15 protein-coding genes are annotated in these 15,040 nt (G+C 68.3%); 7 read left to right on the forward strand and 8 right to left on the reverse strand.

Translation table 11 applies throughout. From position 1 onward, the window contains the following. Positions 1–111: 111 nt before the first annotated feature. The 5 genes from trbJ to trbB all read right to left on the reverse strand — a co-directional run bounded on the left by trbJ (position 112) and on the right by trbB (position 4,923). Entirely contained in the window at positions 112–825 is a 714-nt protein-coding gene (gene trbJ / locus FCU40_RS12015) for a P-type conjugative transfer protein TrbJ (protein WP_168075181.1), read from the reverse strand. Next, positions 822–3,308, reverse strand: a complete 2,487-nt coding sequence (gene trbE / locus FCU40_RS12020; protein WP_168075183.1) for a conjugal transfer protein TrbE — start codon at positions 3,306–3,308, stop codon at positions 822–824. Before trbE ends, trbJ begins: the two co-directional genes overlap by 4 nt. A gap of 1 nt (position 3,309) precedes the next feature. Further along, the gene (locus FCU40_RS12025; protein ID WP_168075185.1) at positions 3,310–3,564 is read right to left on the reverse strand and encodes a VirB3 family type IV secretion system protein; all 255 of its coding nucleotides are present in this window, start codon (positions 3,562–3,564) and stop codon (positions 3,310–3,312) included. Beyond that, the gene (locus tag FCU40_RS12030; protein WP_241693602.1) at positions 3,564–3,857 is read right to left on the reverse strand and encodes a TrbC/VirB2 family protein; all 294 of its coding nucleotides are present in this window, start codon (positions 3,855–3,857) and stop codon (positions 3,564–3,566) included. Before FCU40_RS12030 ends, FCU40_RS12025 begins: the two co-directional genes overlap by 1 nt. Positions 3,858–4,014: 157 nt before the next feature. Then, positions 4,015–4,923, reverse strand: coding sequence for a P-type conjugative transfer ATPase TrbB (gene trbB, locus FCU40_RS12035; protein WP_206677339.1), 909 nt, complete (start codon positions 4,921–4,923; stop codon positions 4,015–4,017). 607 nt (positions 4,924–5,530) lie between these two features. Between trbB and FCU40_RS12040 the strand changes: the two genes are divergently transcribed. Genes FCU40_RS12040 through FCU40_RS12050 form a run of 3 tightly spaced genes read left to right on the forward strand, consistent with a single transcriptional unit; the run spans position 5,531 to position 7,120 of the window. Then, a complete protein-coding gene (locus FCU40_RS12040) occupies positions 5,531–5,872 on the forward strand; it encodes a hypothetical protein (protein WP_168075187.1) in 342 nt (113 codons plus the stop codon). A gap of 4 nt (positions 5,873–5,876) precedes the next feature. After that, on the forward strand, positions 5,877–6,644 hold the full coding sequence (locus FCU40_RS12045) for an SOS response-associated peptidase (RefSeq protein ID WP_168075189.1): 768 nt from the start codon (positions 5,877–5,879) through the stop codon (positions 6,642–6,644). Then, positions 6,641–7,120, forward strand: coding sequence for a hypothetical protein (locus FCU40_RS12050; protein WP_168075191.1), 480 nt, complete (start codon positions 6,641–6,643; stop codon positions 7,118–7,120). Before FCU40_RS12045 ends, FCU40_RS12050 begins: the two co-directional genes overlap by 4 nt. Here FCU40_RS12050 and FCU40_RS12055 read toward each other — a convergent pair. Further along, a complete protein-coding gene (locus FCU40_RS12055; protein ID WP_168075193.1) occupies positions 7,117–7,395 on the reverse strand; it encodes a hypothetical protein in 279 nt (92 codons plus the stop codon). The two genes, FCU40_RS12050 and FCU40_RS12055, sit on opposite strands and share 4 nt — an antisense overlap. 184 nt (positions 7,396–7,579) lie before the next feature. Here FCU40_RS12055 and FCU40_RS12060 point away from each other — a divergent pair, with 184 nt between their 5' ends. Together FCU40_RS12060 and FCU40_RS12065 are read left to right on the forward strand one after the other, a co-directional pair. After that, positions 7,580–7,843, forward strand: coding sequence for a hypothetical protein (locus FCU40_RS12060; protein WP_168075195.1), 264 nt, complete (start codon positions 7,580–7,582; stop codon positions 7,841–7,843). After that, entirely contained in the window at positions 7,836–8,216 is a 381-nt protein-coding gene (locus FCU40_RS12065; protein WP_168075197.1) for a hypothetical protein, read from the forward strand. The genes FCU40_RS12060 and FCU40_RS12065 overlap by 8 nt, the downstream gene beginning before the upstream one ends. A gap of 422 nt (positions 8,217–8,638) precedes the next feature. On the opposite strand, the gene FCU40_RS12070 is transcribed toward FCU40_RS12065, so the two are convergent. Then, positions 8,639–9,538, reverse strand: a complete 900-nt coding sequence (locus FCU40_RS12070; RefSeq protein WP_168075198.1) for a FecR domain-containing protein — start codon at positions 9,536–9,538, stop codon at positions 8,639–8,641. Then, positions 9,535–10,110 carry an RNA polymerase sigma factor gene (locus tag FCU40_RS12075; protein ID WP_168075199.1) on the reverse strand — a complete coding sequence of 192 codons (576 nt, stop codon included), beginning with the start codon at positions 10,108–10,110 and terminating at the stop codon, positions 9,535–9,537. The genes FCU40_RS12070 and FCU40_RS12075 overlap by 4 nt, the downstream gene beginning before the upstream one ends. Positions 10,111–10,232: 122 nt before the next feature. On the opposite strand from FCU40_RS12075, the gene FCU40_RS12080 reads away from it, so the two are divergent. Beyond that, positions 10,233–12,830: a TonB-dependent receptor gene (locus FCU40_RS12080; protein WP_168075201.1), complete on the forward strand. Its 2,598-nt coding sequence runs from the start codon at positions 10,233–10,235 to the stop codon at positions 12,828–12,830. A gap of 5 nt (positions 12,831–12,835) precedes the next feature. Then, positions 12,836–14,965, forward strand: a complete 2,130-nt coding sequence (locus FCU40_RS12085) for a prolyl oligopeptidase family serine peptidase (RefSeq protein ID WP_168075203.1) — start codon at positions 12,836–12,838, stop codon at positions 14,963–14,965. Positions 14,966–15,040: the final 75 nt, after the last annotated feature.

Genomic DNA, 15,040 nt, shown 5'->3' on the forward strand with positions numbered 1-15,040 from the left:
GCCGCGGCGCCGCCGGGGTCTGGGACGGGGCCCTGCCCGCCAGCAGCGCCGCGACCAGAAGAAGGATGAGCGCGGTCCCCCAGACGAGGGCCTGGATGAGGCGCGACGGGGTCATGGCTGGGGCGATCCGCCGTCGGCGCGGCCCATGAAGCGGCCGAACCTGGCCTTGGCGTCGGCCCGCGCGGCGGCCCGATCGGCCGCCTCCAGCGCCTGCGCCCGCCCCTGGGCGGCGACCATGGCGGTGAGGTCGGCCAACTGCTGGGCCTGGAGCGCCAGGAGCTGGTTGCCGGCCTGGGCGGCCTGCAGGGCTCCGCTGGCGCCCTGGCTGGCCTCGACCAGCTGGCTCATCTCGTCGGCCCCGCCGCCAAGACCGCCCATCACCCCGGCCTGGACCTTCAGGGCGTCCTCGAAGGCCGCCACCGACCCGGCCCAGCGCGCGTCGGCCCGGGCGGTCAGCTCGGCGTTGGTCGCGTTCGGCGGCGCGGCGCCATAGCGCCCGACGAAGGCGTCCTGGATCTGGCCGACGTCATAGGCCAGCCCCCGCGCCTGCCCGATCAGCTGGCGGGTCCGGTCGACCTGGACTCGCAGCGTCGCCAGCGACGAATAGGGCAAGCTGGCCAAGTTCCGGGCCTGGCCGATCAGCATCTGCGCCTCGTTCCGCAGCGAGGTGATCTGGTTGTTGATCGTCTCCAGGGCCCGGGCGGCCTGCAGAACGTTCTGGGCGTAGTTGCTGGGGTCGTAGACGGCGATCTGAGCCAAGGCCGGCGGCGGCGCCAGCAGGCCGAGCAGCAGCGCCGCCGCCAGGCGGCGTCGGGAAAACCTCATGGCGAAATCTCCGAAGCGGAAGGTTGGAGGCTGGCCGGATCGGCGTCCGGCGCGGGCAGCAGCTCGGCGGCCCAGGGCAGACCGCGGTGGCGCAGCCAGGCGCGGGCGAAGCCGTCCGGCCCGTGGGCGGCGAGCAGCCCGGCGATGGCGTCCTGATCGGCCTTGGAGGACGCCGCGCAAAAGGCCAGGGCCACCGGCCCCAGGCCCAGCTCGAACAGGCGGTCGCCGTCGCGCGAGCGAACATAGTAGTCGCGCTTGGCCACGGCCCGGGCGAGGATTTCCAGCTGGCGATCGTTGAGCCCGAAGCGCCGGTAGACCGCCGCGCCGAGCGGATCGAGCGCCCAGGCGTTGGGCAGGAAGATCCGGGTCAGGCAGAGCTCGACCAAGGCCGGCGCGATGGCGCTGGCCTCGATCTGCGACAGCGACAGGGTCGAGAAGACCACCGCGCCGTTCTTCTTGCGCACGGTCCCGAGCCAGGTCCGCAGCTGGGAGCCAAAGGCCGGATCATCGAGCGCCAGCCAGCCCTCGTCCACCAGGATGAGGGTCGGCCGGCCGTCCAGCCGCCGCTCGATGCGATGGAAGAGATAGGCCAGGACCGCCGGCGCGGCCGGCGTGCCCAGCAGGCCCTCGGTCTCGAAGGCCTCGACATCGAGATCGACATCGAAGCCGGTCGCGCCGTCCAGCCCCTCATGGTCGGCGTCCAGCAACCGGCCCCAAGGTCCGCCCAAGACATAGGGCGCCAGGGCCGCCTTCAACGACCCGTCGGCCAGCAGGGCCACCAGGCCCGTCAGGGTGCGCTCGCCCACCGGCGCGCCAGCCAGGCTCGCCAGGGCCGACCACAGATGGGCGCGGACCTCGGGGGTGACCGCAACGCCCTCGCGGGCGAGCATGGCCGCCAGCCAATCGGCGGCCCAGCCGCGCTCGGCCTCGTCGTCGATGCGGGCCAGAGGCTGCAGGGCCACCGCCGGCCGCGTCTGGTCGAGCAGCACGCCGCCAAGGTCGTGGAAGGCGCCGCCCATGCCGAGCGCGGCCGCGCGGATCGAGCCGCCGAAGTCGAAGGCCAAGACCCGCGCCCCGTGATAGCGGCGAAACGACAGCGCCATCAGCGCCAGCAGCACGCTCTTGCCCGCGCCAGTCGGGCCCACCACCAGGGTGTGGCCGACATCGCCGACATGCAGGTCCAGCCGGAAGGGCGTGGAGCCCTCGGTGCGCGCCATCAGCAGCGGCGGGCCGCCGAGGTGGCCGTTACGCTCCGGCCCGGCCCAGACCGCCGACAACGGCGCCATGTGGGCCAGATTCAGGGTCGACAGCGGCGGCTGGCGGACATTGGCGTAGGTCTGGCCAGGCAGGGTCCCAAGCCAGGCCTCCACCGCGTTGACCCGCTCGCGGATGACGGTGAAGTCGCGCCCCTGGATGACCTTCTCGGCCTGGGCCAGACGCGCCTGGGCCAGGGCCGGATCGGCGTCCCAGACCACCAGGGTGGCGGTGACATAGGCATAGGCCACCGCGTCGGCGCCGAGATCCTGCAGGGCCGCGTCGGCGTCCAGCGCCTTGTTGGCCGCGTCGTTGTCGACCAGGGCCGACGGCTCCTGGGTCAGGGCCTCCTTGAGCAGCGCGCCGATCGACTTGCGCTTGGCGAACCACTGGCGGCGGATGCGTCCCAGGAGGGCCGTGGCCGCCGTCTTGTCCAGACAGATGGCGCGGGTGGTCCAGCGATAGGGAAAGGCCAGGCGATTAAGGTCGTCGAGCAGACCCGGCCAGGTGGCGCTCGGAAAGCCGACGATGGTCAGGACCCGCAGATGCGCCTCGCCCAGGCGCGGTTCGAGACCGCCGTCCAGCGGCTGGGTGGCCAGCAAGGCGTCCAGCTGCATGGGCGTCTCGGGAACCCGCACGCCCTGGCGATCGGTCGTTACCGCGCCATGCAGGAACGACAGGGTCTCGGCGTCATCGAGCCAGGCGGCCAGCGGCATCAGTCCGTCGAGCAGGGCCAACAATCGGTCGGTCTGGTCGACGAACCCCTTCAGCTCGGCGCGCCAATCAAGCCGCGGGTCGGCCCGCCCCTCGACGAACAGGCCTTCGAGCCGGCCGGCCCGCTCGACCGGCGGCAGATAGACCACGGTCAGGAAGTAGCGGCTCTCGAAGTGGACGCCGTCGGCCTCGAACTGGGCCCGGCGTTCGGCGTCGACCAGACCCGAGACCGGGTCGGCGAACACCCCGTCCGGATAGGCCAGCACCGGATCGCGCCGCGCCTCGACGAACAGCGCCCAGCCCGAGCCCAGCCGCCGCAGGGCGCCGTTCAGTCGCGCCGCGACCGCGGCGACCTCGGCGTCGCCGGCCGAGTCCAGGTCCGGTCCCCGAAAGCGCGCGGTGCGCTGGAAGGACCCGTCCTTGTTCAGCACCACGCCGGGGGCGACCAGGGCCGCCCAGGGCAAGTAGTCGCAGAGCGCCCTGCCCCGGCGATTGTAGTCGCGCAGGTCCAGCATCCTAGACCTCCAGCCGGGCGGGCAGACTCACGTGGCGGCGGGCGACGTCGAAGACCCGCAGGTCGTTGCGCGCGGCCCAGACCGCCAGGCCGTGGCCGATCAGCCAGACGGCCAGGCCCGCGCCCCACAGGCGCAGGCCCACGCCCACCGCCGCGGCCAGGGTGCCGACCACCAGGGCGATGGTCCGCGGCGCGCCGCCCAGCAGCATGGGCTCGGTCAGAGCGCGGCGGACGGGCGCGGAGAACCCCGGGGCCATCAGACCAACGCCCCGCCGCCGAACGAGAAGAACGACAGGAAGAAGCTGGAGGCGGCGAAGGCGATCGACAGGCCAAAGACGATCTGGATCAGCTTGCGCGCCCCGCCGGAGCTGTCGCCGAAGGCCAGGGTCAGGCCCGTGACGATGATGATGATCACCGCGATGATCTTGGCGACCGGCCCCTCGATCGACTCCAGGATCCGCTGCAGCGGTTCCTCCCAGGGCATGGACGAGCCGGCGGCCTGGACCTGGCCGGCGCAAAGGAGCGCAAGGCCGACAAGGCCGATCCGCAAATCGCGCGCGGCCGGCGGCGGCAGGCGACGCGGATCGCGCCCCGCATGACCGGCGCAAGGGGTCGAAGACCGCGCGCGAGCGCGCGGCGGGGTAAGGTTCGTCAACACGAGCCGTCTCCTTCAGGTTTTCAGGGGAAAAGCGTTGGGCGCCAGAGGCTCAGAGCGGAGCGAGCCGGTAGGCGCCGTCGGGGCCCAGACCCGACACGCGCGAAAGGTCCGTCAATCTTCGCTGTCGCCCCCGTCCGGAGAGGACGACGATGACGTCGATGGTGTCGGCGATCAGGGCGCGCGGCACGGTGACCACCGCCTCCTGGATCAGCTGCTCCAGACGCAGCAGAGCGCCCAGGGCCGATCCCGCGTGCAAGGTGCCCACGCCGCCCGGATGGCCCGTGCCCCAGGCCTTGACGAGATCCAGGGCCTCGGGCCCGCGCACCTCGCCGATGATGATCCGGTCGGGTCGCAGGCGCAGGGCCGAGCGGACCAACTCGGCCAGGGACGCCGCCCCCTCCCCGGTCCGCAGGGCCACGAGGTTGGGCGCGGCGCACCGCAGCTCGCGCACGTCCTCGATCATCACCACGCGGTCGCCCCCCGTAGCGACCTCAGCCAACAACGCGTTGACCGGGGTGGTCTTGCCGCTGGAGGTCGGCCCCACCACCAGGATGTTCAGACGCTCCCGCACCGCCCCGGCCAGTTGCTCGGCCTGCGCCCCGCTCATCACCCCGGCGGCGACATAGTCGGCCAGCGCGAAGACCTGGCTGGCCGGCTTGCGCAGGGCGAAGGTCGGCCCGCCGACCAGCGGCGCCAGCAAGCCCTCGACCCGCTCGCCCGTCCCCGGCAACTCGGCGGCCAGACGCGGCCGGCCCGCATGCAGCTCGGCCCCGACATGGTGGGCGACCAGACGCAGGATTCGCTCGCCATCGGCGGCCGACAGCACCAGCCCCGTGTCGACAAGCCCGACATCGAAGCGGTCGACCCAGACCCGGCCGTCCGGGTTCAGCATCACCTCGGCGACGCCGGGATCTTCCAGCCGCGCCAGCAGCAGCGGCCCCAGGGCGGTGCGCAGCATGCGATGGCTGCGCGACATCAGGTCGGATTGGGAGGGTTCCACGGCGATCCCCGTTGCTCTCGGGGATGACTAAGAAGACCCTGTCGGAGCCCATCTCAACAGCCAAATCGGCCGATCGCACCCTGGCGTGGAAAGGCAGGCCCATGTCGGTCTTGCGCCAATAGCTGCCGTTCGCACACCTCCAGGAAGGCGACTTTCAGCGAGCTTGTTAGAGTAGTCGGTCGGATCCGCTCGTCAGCGGCAAGGAATTCGGGGAGTTCGAAAGCAACTGCCTCCGCTTCTGAGGGACGCGAGGTTGATATGCTTGCCGAGGGGGCGGCATTCACCCTAGCGGTAAAGGCGTCGCGTCCCGGTTCGCCTTGCCGCGGCGCCGTAGCTCAGCAGCGACGCCAAGAGCCACGACAGGGCCGCCAAGACAGACCTCGTGACGTCGCAGAGGCTCGGCCGCGAGACGCTCGAAATCCTGTGCCGTGACCGGCTCGTACTCCTCCAGGATCTCGGCGACGTCGAAAGCCACGGCTTGACCAAGATCAGGCGCGTCATCGTTGTGCAGGCCAGGCAGGTGATCAGTCTAGCCCTGACGAAGCGCCTAGCCTAGGTTTGCCCCATGCCCGACAGTCAGCCAGACGCCGCCTTCTTCATCCTCGACCATGACCCGTCGCTCTGGTCTCTGGCCTGGGTGGCGCGAGCGGAGATTGCGCCTGCCGAGGGCGGCCCCGAGGGCGAGAAGCATGTCCGTCTGTGGTTCCGCCGCGGCGAGACCCCCGGCACGGTCTCGTCGGTGGCGCCCAGCGTCCCCGATCGCCCCCACGATCTTGAGGCCTACAACGAAGGCCATGCCCCGCCGACGGTCTTCTGGCACACGCACCCGCGCTTGGAGGCCTACGAGGTCGAGTACGACCAAGACGACGGCGCCAACTGGTGGGCGCGCCTCTGGCTGAAGGCCTGACCGGATGTGCAACCTTTACAGCTTCCAGCGCGGGCAGGCCGAGGTCCTGGCGTTCATCGAGGCCATCGACGGCGTCGGCAACCTGCCTCCCCTTCCCGGTATCTTCCCGGACTACCCCGCCCCGATCGTTCGCCACCTCGCGGACGGCTCTGGCGATGAACTCGTCATGGCGCGATGGGGCCTCCCATCCTCATCTGGCGCGATGTTCAATGCCACTGAAAGGCGGGTCGCCAAGCTCAGAGCCAAGGGGCAGGCGGTCAGCGACGCCCAATTCAAAGAGCTTCTCGCCCAGGAGCCGGACGGCGGCACGACCAACGTCCGAAACACCTCAAGCAAGCACTGGACGCGTTGGCTTGACCCCGAGAACCGGTGCCTCGTCCCGCTGACATCCTTTGCCGAGCCGAACCAGGTGGGCGAGAAGAACAGCGAAAACGTCTGGTTTGCATTGGGTGAAGATCGACCTCTGATGTTCTTCGCTGGCGTCGAAATTCGAGGCTGGACCAGCGTTCGCAAAAAGAGCATCGGCTTTGAGACCCTGGACCTTTTCGCCTTCCTGACGACCGAGGCAAATGGCCTGGTGGGAGCCGTGCACGACAAGGCCATGCCGGTCATCCTGACCACGGCCGAGGAGCGCGACGTCTGGATGCGGGCCCCCTGGGAAGAGGCCAAGGCCCTTCAGCGGCCCTTGCCAGACGACGCCCTGATGATCGTCAGCCGCGGCGTTGGCCAAAGGCAGGATCCTCCCAGGGACGCCGAGGCGATGCTTCTATGATCATGGGCCTTCGCTCCGCTCTATTCTGCGCCAAGGTCGAGATGCATCGCGACGGCCAGGCAGACTATCTGGGCATTCTTGGCGCGGAGATATCCGCAGACAGCCGGCCGGGCGTGGTTCAAGCTTGGCTGACCCTGCAGCTGGAGCTGGATCGCAAGACCACGGTCGGCCGCGTGGTGGTCGAGTGCGAGGGCTTGAAGCAGGACTTTCCGTTCGAGGCTCCCGCCGGCCATGCCGAGGCGGCGACCGCCTTCCCGTTGATGATTCCGGTGCTGAGGGAAGGACCGCTGTGGGTCACCGTGATCGACGACAGCGCCCGGACCAAGCCGATCCGCCAGAAGTGGCGGCTGAAGTTCAGGCCCGACGCCCAGGTTCTCGAAGATCGTGGCGCTGGCCAGCAGATCGCCGACAGCTGCCAGCGCGCCGCTGCAACGGTGGCGGCGGGGTCAAAGCGCGCTGAAGTGGCTCGCCACTAGGCCTTCGGCTCGAGCGGAAAGTAAGGCGCGCCCGCATCCTGGTCTTCGGCGCGGTTCAACACCCTGCCCTCGCGGGCCCGGGCGACGAGCACCTGAACGCCCCGGTAGCGGATCCCCAGGAGAATGTTCGTGCAGCGCATGCCCGCGTCCTTGGGAATGCGCCCCCAGTTGTCTACGCTCAGGCTGATGGATCCCGGCAGAAACGCTTCGTCTGCCTTGTCTTGCGCCTCCTTGGCCATGAGGTCGAGAAGGTGGTCGATGTCTTCAAGGGTCATACGGCAGGCTCTATGACGAGTCGGCGCCGGGACCAGCGCCCCGCCCATGGTCGGGCCAACACGACGCGTCTCCGATCCCCAAATCGCGCCGGCCCCACCTTGACTCTTTTCGGCCCCAGAATGAGAACAAATAAGGAACTTCGGAGCCGCCGCCATGCCATTTCCACGCGTTCAGGAGCGCGCGATGTCGCTTAGCTCCAAGCCAGATGAGGCCACCGGCCATCTGGTGATCAAGCGTCGATGGCTTTGTCAGCTTGGAGGTTCGGAGCGCGGCCAGAGCTCGAAGATCAAGGTCGACGGCGACACCCGGCGCGCCGAGCGATCTCGGTCTGACCTTGGCGAACGGGAACGCCTGCATGACTTCGAGGCCGATGAAGCTTGGCTCGACTTTGGCGCGGTCAGCTTCTGGCGTCGGACCCGCCAAGGGGGGCCGCCGACCGATGCCTGAACTCAGTGAGCAACAATTGCGAAAGATGGTCGAGCTGGAGCCATGGTTCGCCGCTGCCCGCCTTATCGACGCTCTGGAGCGCCGTTGGGAAATACACTTCCGATGCGCAGCCTGCGGAGCGACGAAGACCTGGCGCCGGGACACCATGCTGGGCAGGGCGCGCAGCTTGCTGGGCGCGACGATGGCGGAGGTCCAGCGTCGCGTACCCTGCCCTCGCTGCGGCGCCCGCCTTCCCGCCATGAGCGTCTCCGGCGCGATGGAAGGCGGGCCTGACGCCGACCGTCTGCGCTGGGAACTCATCAACACCTTGATCGACGCAGGTCTGAAGCCGACGGATTACGGCATCGGTTGGCAGCCGCCGACGCGGTCGTAGGCCATGGCCGATATGGACCCTCGCACCGGCAAGCTGAGCGTGCTGACGATCCGTTGCCCGTGCGGCTACTCCGTGACGTGGCCGCGGCAGGCCATCCTGGCTAAGGCCGGTCCATGGCGTAGACCCATGGATCTGGCGCGCGGACTGCGTTGCACGGTCTGCGGTGTGAAGGGCAAGGCACACATCACTGGCGAGAAGCGGTAGATCGTCTGCACCCGATGCTCGAGGGAGGCTTCAGCAACGCGCCAATTGCCGCCGTTGGCGCGCCTCCAGAAAACGGACACTCAGCGTTCTAGGCGCGGCGTTGAGGCCTGGCCAAAAAAGGCCACGGCCTCGTCGCTCCGCGGATAGATCTGGGCCCGGAGCGGCCACACTCCGAGGGACACCAATTCTTCCTTATGCCTAGGTAGGCGCCCGCTGCGTCAGCGCGGCGAGGCGGAGATGACGATCTTGTCTTCCTCCTGCCGTAGGGCGAGGTGGAAGACCTCGTTCATAATGCGCCCAAACGCCTCAGGTTCGTCCGCCCTGAAGCGGCCGCTGACCTGCATGGCGGCCGTGCTTGCTCCCTCGACGACCAGTTGACGCTGATTGTAGCGATTGAACTCGGCCGCCGCCTCGGCCAGGGTCGCGTGGTCGAACGCCAGCATGCCGTCGCGCCAGGCCAAGTCGTTGGCGACCTTCTGCGGCGCGTTCAAAGACAAGCGAGTCCGCTCACCTTCGCTGAGCATGATGTCGCCCGGCAACGCGATCGCCCCGTCCACGCGAACCCGCCCCTCCACCACCGCCACCTCGACCCGCTCGCCGTCGCGGCGAACCGAGAACTTGGTGCCAAGGACAGTGATTGTCTTGGGCCCCGCATGCACCACGAAGGGGCGGGTAGCGTCGTGCGCGACGTCGAAATAAACTTGGCCGGCCTCGAGCCACACCTCGCGCCGCTCCGCGCCGATCTTGGCGCGCACAAGCGTGGCGGTGTCCAGATCAAGCTTGCTGCCGTCTTTGAGCGGGGTGGTCTGCCGCCCCCCCTTGTCGGTGCGATAGGTCTGGGCGCTCAGCGACCAGGGAACCGGTCCAGCGACCATGAACACCAGACTGGCGGCGAGCAAGACCGCCGCGGCGGCCAAGGGCCAGCGCCGGACCGAACCTGACCGCAGTCGCCCAACCTGACTCCAGCTGTGCTCCAGCTCCCAGAAGGTCACCTTGTGCCTGGGGTCGAGCGCCAGCCACGCCTGTAGGCGGGCTTCGTCCTCGAGGCTCCAGTCGGGCTCCTCACGCCGCATGACCCAGACGGCCGCGACCTCTTCGATCTCGCTGGCCTGGCTCATCGGCGAAACACCTTTGGGCTGAGGGTCGTGACCGAAGCCATGCGCTGGATCTTGCCCGATCCGCCGCGCATGAAGTCGTTGAGGGCGCGTATGCCATAGAGCGTCTGCTGCTCCACAGTGTTGACCGTGACGCCGAGCTTCTCAGCGACCTCGCGGGTGGAAAGACCCTCGACCTTACGCAGATAGACCACCTCGCGGCAGCGGGGCGGCAGGCGGCTAAGCCCCTGCTCCAGCCGCCGCAGCTCATCGCGCGCCAGCAAGGTCCGGTCGGGAGTGATGAAGTCGGCCAGGACGGGCGCGCTTTCCAGATCGGTCACGTGGCGCATGGAAACCACATGGGCGCTCTTGGCGATGTCGATCATGTGGTTGCGCGCCACGGCGTAGACGAAGGCCTTGGCCTGGGCCGGCAGGCCCTCGCGGGCGGCCAGATAGACGCGGGCGAAGACTTCTTGGCGCAGGTCGGCGACGTCGGACTCATTGGGCCACTTGCGGCGAATGAAGCGCGTCAGCCCTGGCGCGAGAGGCAGGACCTCGCGCTGAAACCAAGCTTTGATCGCCGCATCCGTGTTCATGCTAGGGGATTAAGACGACAGAGCCGCGCAAACCCCGAACAGAATTTTTCCGTTACCAGTTCGCGTGATCGGCTCGTCTCAGCTCGATGCGGCCATAGGAGGCCGCATCAGAGGGGGACCGAATGCATCGGGGACTTAAGACGGCGCTGATCGCGGGCGCGGCGGCCATGGCGCTGACCAGCGCGGCCTGGGCGCAGACCACCACCTTCAACGTGCCGGCGGGCGAAATGGCCACGGCCTTGGACGCCTTCGCGCGCGCCAGCGGCGCGCCGTTGATCTATCGTCCGCAGGACGTGACGGGCTTGAAGACGGCAGGTCTCAAGGGGAGCTACACGCCCGAGGACGGGCTGCGTCGGCTGGCCGAAGCCGCAGGCTTGGCCGTCACCAAGGACCGCTCCGGAGCGCTCGTGGTGTCGCGCCCCCAGGCCCAAACGGCGGTCGTCGCGACCGCCGCTGAGCCCGAGGCCGTCAGCGAAATCGTCGTCACGGGCTCCAATATTCGCGGCCTGAAGAACCCCACCAGTCCGGTTCTGGTGTTCGACCGAGGCGCGATCGCGGCCACGGGCGCCAGTACCGTGCAGGACTTCATGCGGACCTTGCCGCAGAACTTCATCGGTGGGCCGAGCGGTGCGAGCCAGGATGGCGTTCTGGGTTCGGGCGCTTTGCGCAACACCAACAACGAAGCGGCCAGCGGCGTGAACCTGCGGGGCCTGGGCAACAAGGCGACCCTGGTTTTGCTCGATGGCCATCGGATGGCCCCCTCGGCCTTCGGCGCCTTCGTCGACATCTCGGCGGTTCCCCTCGCGGCGGTCGACCGGATCGACGTGCTGACGGACGGCGCCTCCTCGATCTATGGCGCGGACGCCGTGGGGGGCGTGGTGAATCTGATCCTGCGAAAGGATTACAAGGGCGCGGAGACCTCGGCCCGCATCGGATCGGTGACCAATGGAGGATTGCGCCAGCAGACGATCAGCCAGCTGGCGGGCACGAGCTGGTCGGGCGGCGCGGCGATGGCCAATCTGCAATACGAGCATCAGCATCGCCTTTCGGTGACCGAGCGCAGCTTCACCCAAGCCTCGCCCAGCCCCACCGACATCATGCCGACCTATCAAAAACTCACCGCGATCGTCAGCGCCCATCAGGACCTGACCGATCGGGTGACGGTCTATGGCGACGTGTTGGCGGGCCAAAATCTTCAATGGCGTCAAATCACGTTCGGCCCGACCTCGCGCGACATCAACAAGGCCAGAATCGAGGACACCAACGTCCATGCAGGGGTGCGCGCCGCGTTTGGCGCCTGGCGCGGTGATCTCTCGGGCACGCTCAGCAAACAGGTGCTCTGGAAACGCAACTCGGTGCTCACGCCGCCGCGCGTCGGTTACACCCTGGGCGAGGTTTCCATCAAGAACGCGCAGGATGTCAGGTCGGTCGACCTGAACTTTGATGGGCCGCTGTTCGACCTGCCGGCCGGGACCGTTAGGCTTGCGGTCGGGGCCGGCTACCGGAAAGAGGCCTTCCGAAGCCTCCTGCCCTATTCCACCGTCCCGACGAGCCGACTGCGGACCATGGACCGCACCGTGCGAGCGATCTATGCCGAACTCGCCGCGCCGCTGGTGGGGGACGCCAACGCCCTGCCCTTCGTGCGATCCCTCGATCTATCCGCCGCCATTCGCTACGACCGCTACTCGGCGTTTGGCGGGACGACCAATCCCAAGATCGGCCTGCGCTGGGAGCCGGCTGCGGGCCTGGCGGTGCGGGGGGCGTGGGGCACGTCCTTCCGCGCGCCGGCCGCCGATGAGGTGCTCAACCAAGGCTCGGGCCTGCTGCTGGCTAGCTTCCCCTTCACCAACCCCAATGGCCCCGGCACGATCCCGATCTTCATCGAACAGGGCCAGAGCGCCGACCTTGGGCCAGAGACGGCCGACACCCTCAGTCTTGGCCTCGACTATCAGAGCCAGCGGCTACCCGGCGCGCGCCTGCAGTTCAACTATTACGACGTCGACTACCGAAACCGCATCGTCACCCCGCCGTTCGACACCACCGCCCTCCTCCACCCCAGCACCTATGGCGCCCTGATCAGCACCTTCGCCAGCGACGCCGAGGCGATCGCCTATTGGAAAGCGCGCGAGGCCGATGGCCTTCGGCTCTATGACTACGGAGGGACCACCGGCGCCGGCGTGCGCTACCTCTACCGCGCCAGCACGCTCAACGCGGCCTTGGTCCGACAGAGGGGGCTGGACGGCTCGGCGACCTATCGCTTCGCGCGGGGCGCCGACGCCTACGATCTTGGCCTCAACGCGAGCTGTATCCTCAAGATCACCTCGCGCCTGGCCAAGGGCTCGGACCCGCAGGACGTTCTGAACAATCTGGGCGAGCCCAATCGCTTACGGCTGCAGGGCAATCTGCGCTGGTCACGCGGCGGGTTGTGGGTGAACGGGCTGATCAACCACGTTGGCGCCTATCACAACAGCTTCGTGATCCCCACCGAACGGGTCAAGGCCTGGACCACGGCGGACCTGGTGATCGGCTTCAAGCCGGATGCGGACCGGAACGCGCTTATGCATGGCCTGAGCGTCACCTTGTCGGCGACCAACCTCTTCGACCGCGAGCCGCCCTACGTCAACGCCAGCAGCGTCATGACCACGGGCGTCCACTATGACGCGGCCAACGCCGATCCGCGCGGGCGCTACGTCTCGCTTGAACTTCGCAAGTCGTGGTGATCCGGATGCGTTGGCTTCCTCTCGCCCTCTTCGCGCTGCCGCTGGCCCAGGCGGCCGCGCCCTTTTCTCCCGCCCGAGCCGCCCCGGCGCCCGCGCCGGTCGCGCGTCCCTGGACGATCGCCGACGTCGCCCAGGCGCCCGAGGTCGTTAGCCTGGCCCTCTCGGCCGACGGCCGCGAGGCGCTTTATGTCGTGCGTCGCGGGGACTTGGCGACGAACGAAAAGGTCTCGCGCCTGCGGCTCGTCGACCTGGAGACCGGCCAAGGCCGTGATCTCCTCAAGGCCCGCTGGATCAGCGATGTCCGTCTCCAGCCCGGGAGCCAGCGATGGATGCTGCTGGCCGACGTGGGCGCCGGGACCCAGCTCTACAGCCTTGATCGCACCGGGCGCCTAGAGCCCCTGATCGTCAGCCCCTCCGTCGATCAGGTTGGCGGCGCCATGGAGCGGCTTCGCCCTGTCGGCGTGTCGGCCTATGGCCCCCTGAGCGAGGCGGCGGGCTTCTGGTACGAGCAGCGCTCGGCGCCGGACCCCGAAGCCGTGGTGGTGAATCCGCAGTTCTCGCCGCTGTTGCGGATCTACGGGACAGGCCAACTCCAGTTGCGCCTCCGCTTGGCGGACGGCCAGGACGCCTTGGTCGATCAGATCTCGGCGGCGGACGGTCTGTTCGCCAACCCCATCTGGGATCAGGGCTCAAGGTCCCTGACCTACAGTCGCCTCCTCTGGAAGGAGGGGGTCTGGTCAACCTGGCGATGGGCGAATGGCGAGAAGGCGCAGCGGACAAGCGCCTCGGAGATCGACCGTCTCTACAGCATCCCCCTGGGGCTCGACGGCGGCGAGTTCGTGACCGTCGGTTATGGCGACGCCATGCGGCTGGTGGAAAAGACACCAGACGGCGGACAGGTCGACTATGGCCCGATGAACGTCGTGCTGAACCTCTATTGGTCCTCGGGCGTCTTCGTCGCGCCCGATAGAAAGACAGCCCTGGTCGGCTACCTTGATCGACAAACCGGACGCGCGGGGCTCTTGCGCGTTCACCGCGGCGGCGGCGTGGAACGGATCACCGCCGATGGCAGCCTGACGGGATGCACGGTCGACAAGACCTTCACCAAAGCCGCCTGCATCCTGCAGTCGCGGGAAAGGCCGCCCGTCCTGGTAAGGCTCGATCCGGCGACCGGCCAGATCACGCCCGTCGACCACCTCGCGCCCGATCTGGAGACGATCTCACCGTTGAAGAGCGCGGCGCGGGTCTGGACGACGCGCGACGGCTTCAAGGCTTCAGGCTTTGTTGTCTATCCGCGCGACTATCGTCCGGGCGTTCGCTATCCCACCATTCTCGTCACCCATGGCGGCGATGGCCTCGATCGCTTCGCCGACGCGGCTTTCCAGTGGCAGTATCCCGTCCAGGTCCTGGCCGAGCGCGGCTATCTGGTGGTGGCCGTCAATGATCCCTCGCGGCGCGAGAGCGAGGCGATGGACCAGGCCCACAAGCAATGGTCGGGCGCGAGCGGCCCCCTTGATAAGGCGCGGCTCAGAGACCTCCTCTGGCTAAGCTCCACCCACGCGTTCGAGGACGCGATCCAGTCCCTCGCCAAGGAGGGCCTGGTGGATCTTGGCCGCGTCGGGATCGCTGGTTATAGCCGCGGCTCCCAGGTCACCAACGTGACCATGACCCAGTCCAAGATCTTCAAGGCCGCGTCCAGCGGCGATGGCGGGTATCTCGAGCCCGCCGGCTACTTCTGGGTGGAGCCTTACAAGATCATCTTCGGCGGCTCGCCCTACGACCCCGCCGCCGCGCCGAACTATCAGCAACTTTCACCGACCTTCCGCGCCGCCCAGGCGGCGGGTCCGATCCTGCAGCAGGTCGCCGACAGTCGGGCGCCCTTCATCCAACTCCACGTGGCCTTGCGCGAGGCGGGCGTGCCCTCGGAGACCGTGGTCTATCCGGATGAGAGCCACATCTTCGCCAAGCCCAGCAATCGCGAACGCGCCATGGCGGAGAATGTCGCGTGGTTCGATTTCTGGCTGCGCGACATCACCCAGTCGGCGTTCATATCGCCAGAACAGGCGGAACGTTGGGGAGGTTTGAAGGCGATTTGGGAAGCAAAACGCGCCGCCGAAACCCGACAGCCAAAGTGAGGACAAACTAACCCCAACGGCGCTCCTCTCTCGGCCGGTCACGTCGATAAACTTGGTGACCGGCTCGCGCCAGTA

The organism is Caulobacter sp. SSI4214 (assembly GCF_012184455.1).
Taxonomy (GTDB): Bacteria; Pseudomonadota; Alphaproteobacteria; order Caulobacterales; family Caulobacteraceae; genus Caulobacter; species Caulobacter vibrioides_E.

Excerpts from the sequence above, each read along its gene's own strand:
- FCU40_RS12065 (WP_168075197.1), top strand. The coding sequence starts at position 7,836 with ATGCCTGAACTCAGTGAGCAACAATTGCGAAAGATGGTCGAGCTGGAG.
- FCU40_RS12075 (WP_168075199.1), bottom strand. The coding sequence starts at position 10,110 with ATGAACACGGATGCGGCGATCAAAGCTTGGTTTCAGCGCGAGGTCCTG.
- FCU40_RS12060 (WP_168075195.1), top strand. The coding sequence starts at position 7,580 with ATGTCGCTTAGCTCCAAGCCAGATGAGGCCACCGGCCATCTGGTGATC.
- FCU40_RS12040 (WP_168075187.1), top strand. The coding sequence starts at position 5,531 with ATGCCCGACAGTCAGCCAGACGCCGCCTTCTTCATCCTCGACCATGAC.
- FCU40_RS12080 (WP_168075201.1), top strand. The coding sequence starts at position 10,233 with ATGCATCGGGGACTTAAGACGGCGCTGATCGCGGGCGCGGCGGCCATG.
- FCU40_RS12055 (WP_168075193.1), bottom strand. The coding sequence starts at position 7,395 with ATGACCCTTGAAGACATCGACCACCTTCTCGACCTCATGGCCAAGGAG.
- FCU40_RS12045 (WP_168075189.1), top strand. The coding sequence starts at position 5,877 with ATGTGCAACCTTTACAGCTTCCAGCGCGGGCAGGCCGAGGTCCTGGCG.
- FCU40_RS12025 (WP_168075185.1), bottom strand. The coding sequence starts at position 3,564 with ATGGCCCCGGGGTTCTCCGCGCCCGTCCGCCGCGCTCTGACCGAGCCC.
- FCU40_RS12085 (WP_168075203.1), top strand. The coding sequence starts at position 12,836 with ATGCGTTGGCTTCCTCTCGCCCTCTTCGCGCTGCCGCTGGCCCAGGCG.
- trbJ (WP_168075181.1), bottom strand. The coding sequence starts at position 825 with ATGAGGTTTTCCCGACGCCGCCTGGCGGCGGCGCTGCTGCTCGGCCTG.
- trbE (WP_168075183.1), bottom strand. The coding sequence starts at position 3,308 with ATGCTGGACCTGCGCGACTACAATCGCCGGGGCAGGGCGCTCTGCGAC.
- FCU40_RS12070 (WP_168075198.1), bottom strand. The coding sequence starts at position 9,538 with ATGAGCCAGGCCAGCGAGATCGAAGAGGTCGCGGCCGTCTGGGTCATG.
- FCU40_RS12050 (WP_168075191.1), top strand. The coding sequence starts at position 6,641 with ATGATCATGGGCCTTCGCTCCGCTCTATTCTGCGCCAAGGTCGAGATG.
- trbB (WP_206677339.1), bottom strand. The coding sequence starts at position 4,923 with ATGCTGCGCACCGCCCTGGGGCCGCTGCTGCTGGCGCGGCTGGAAGAT.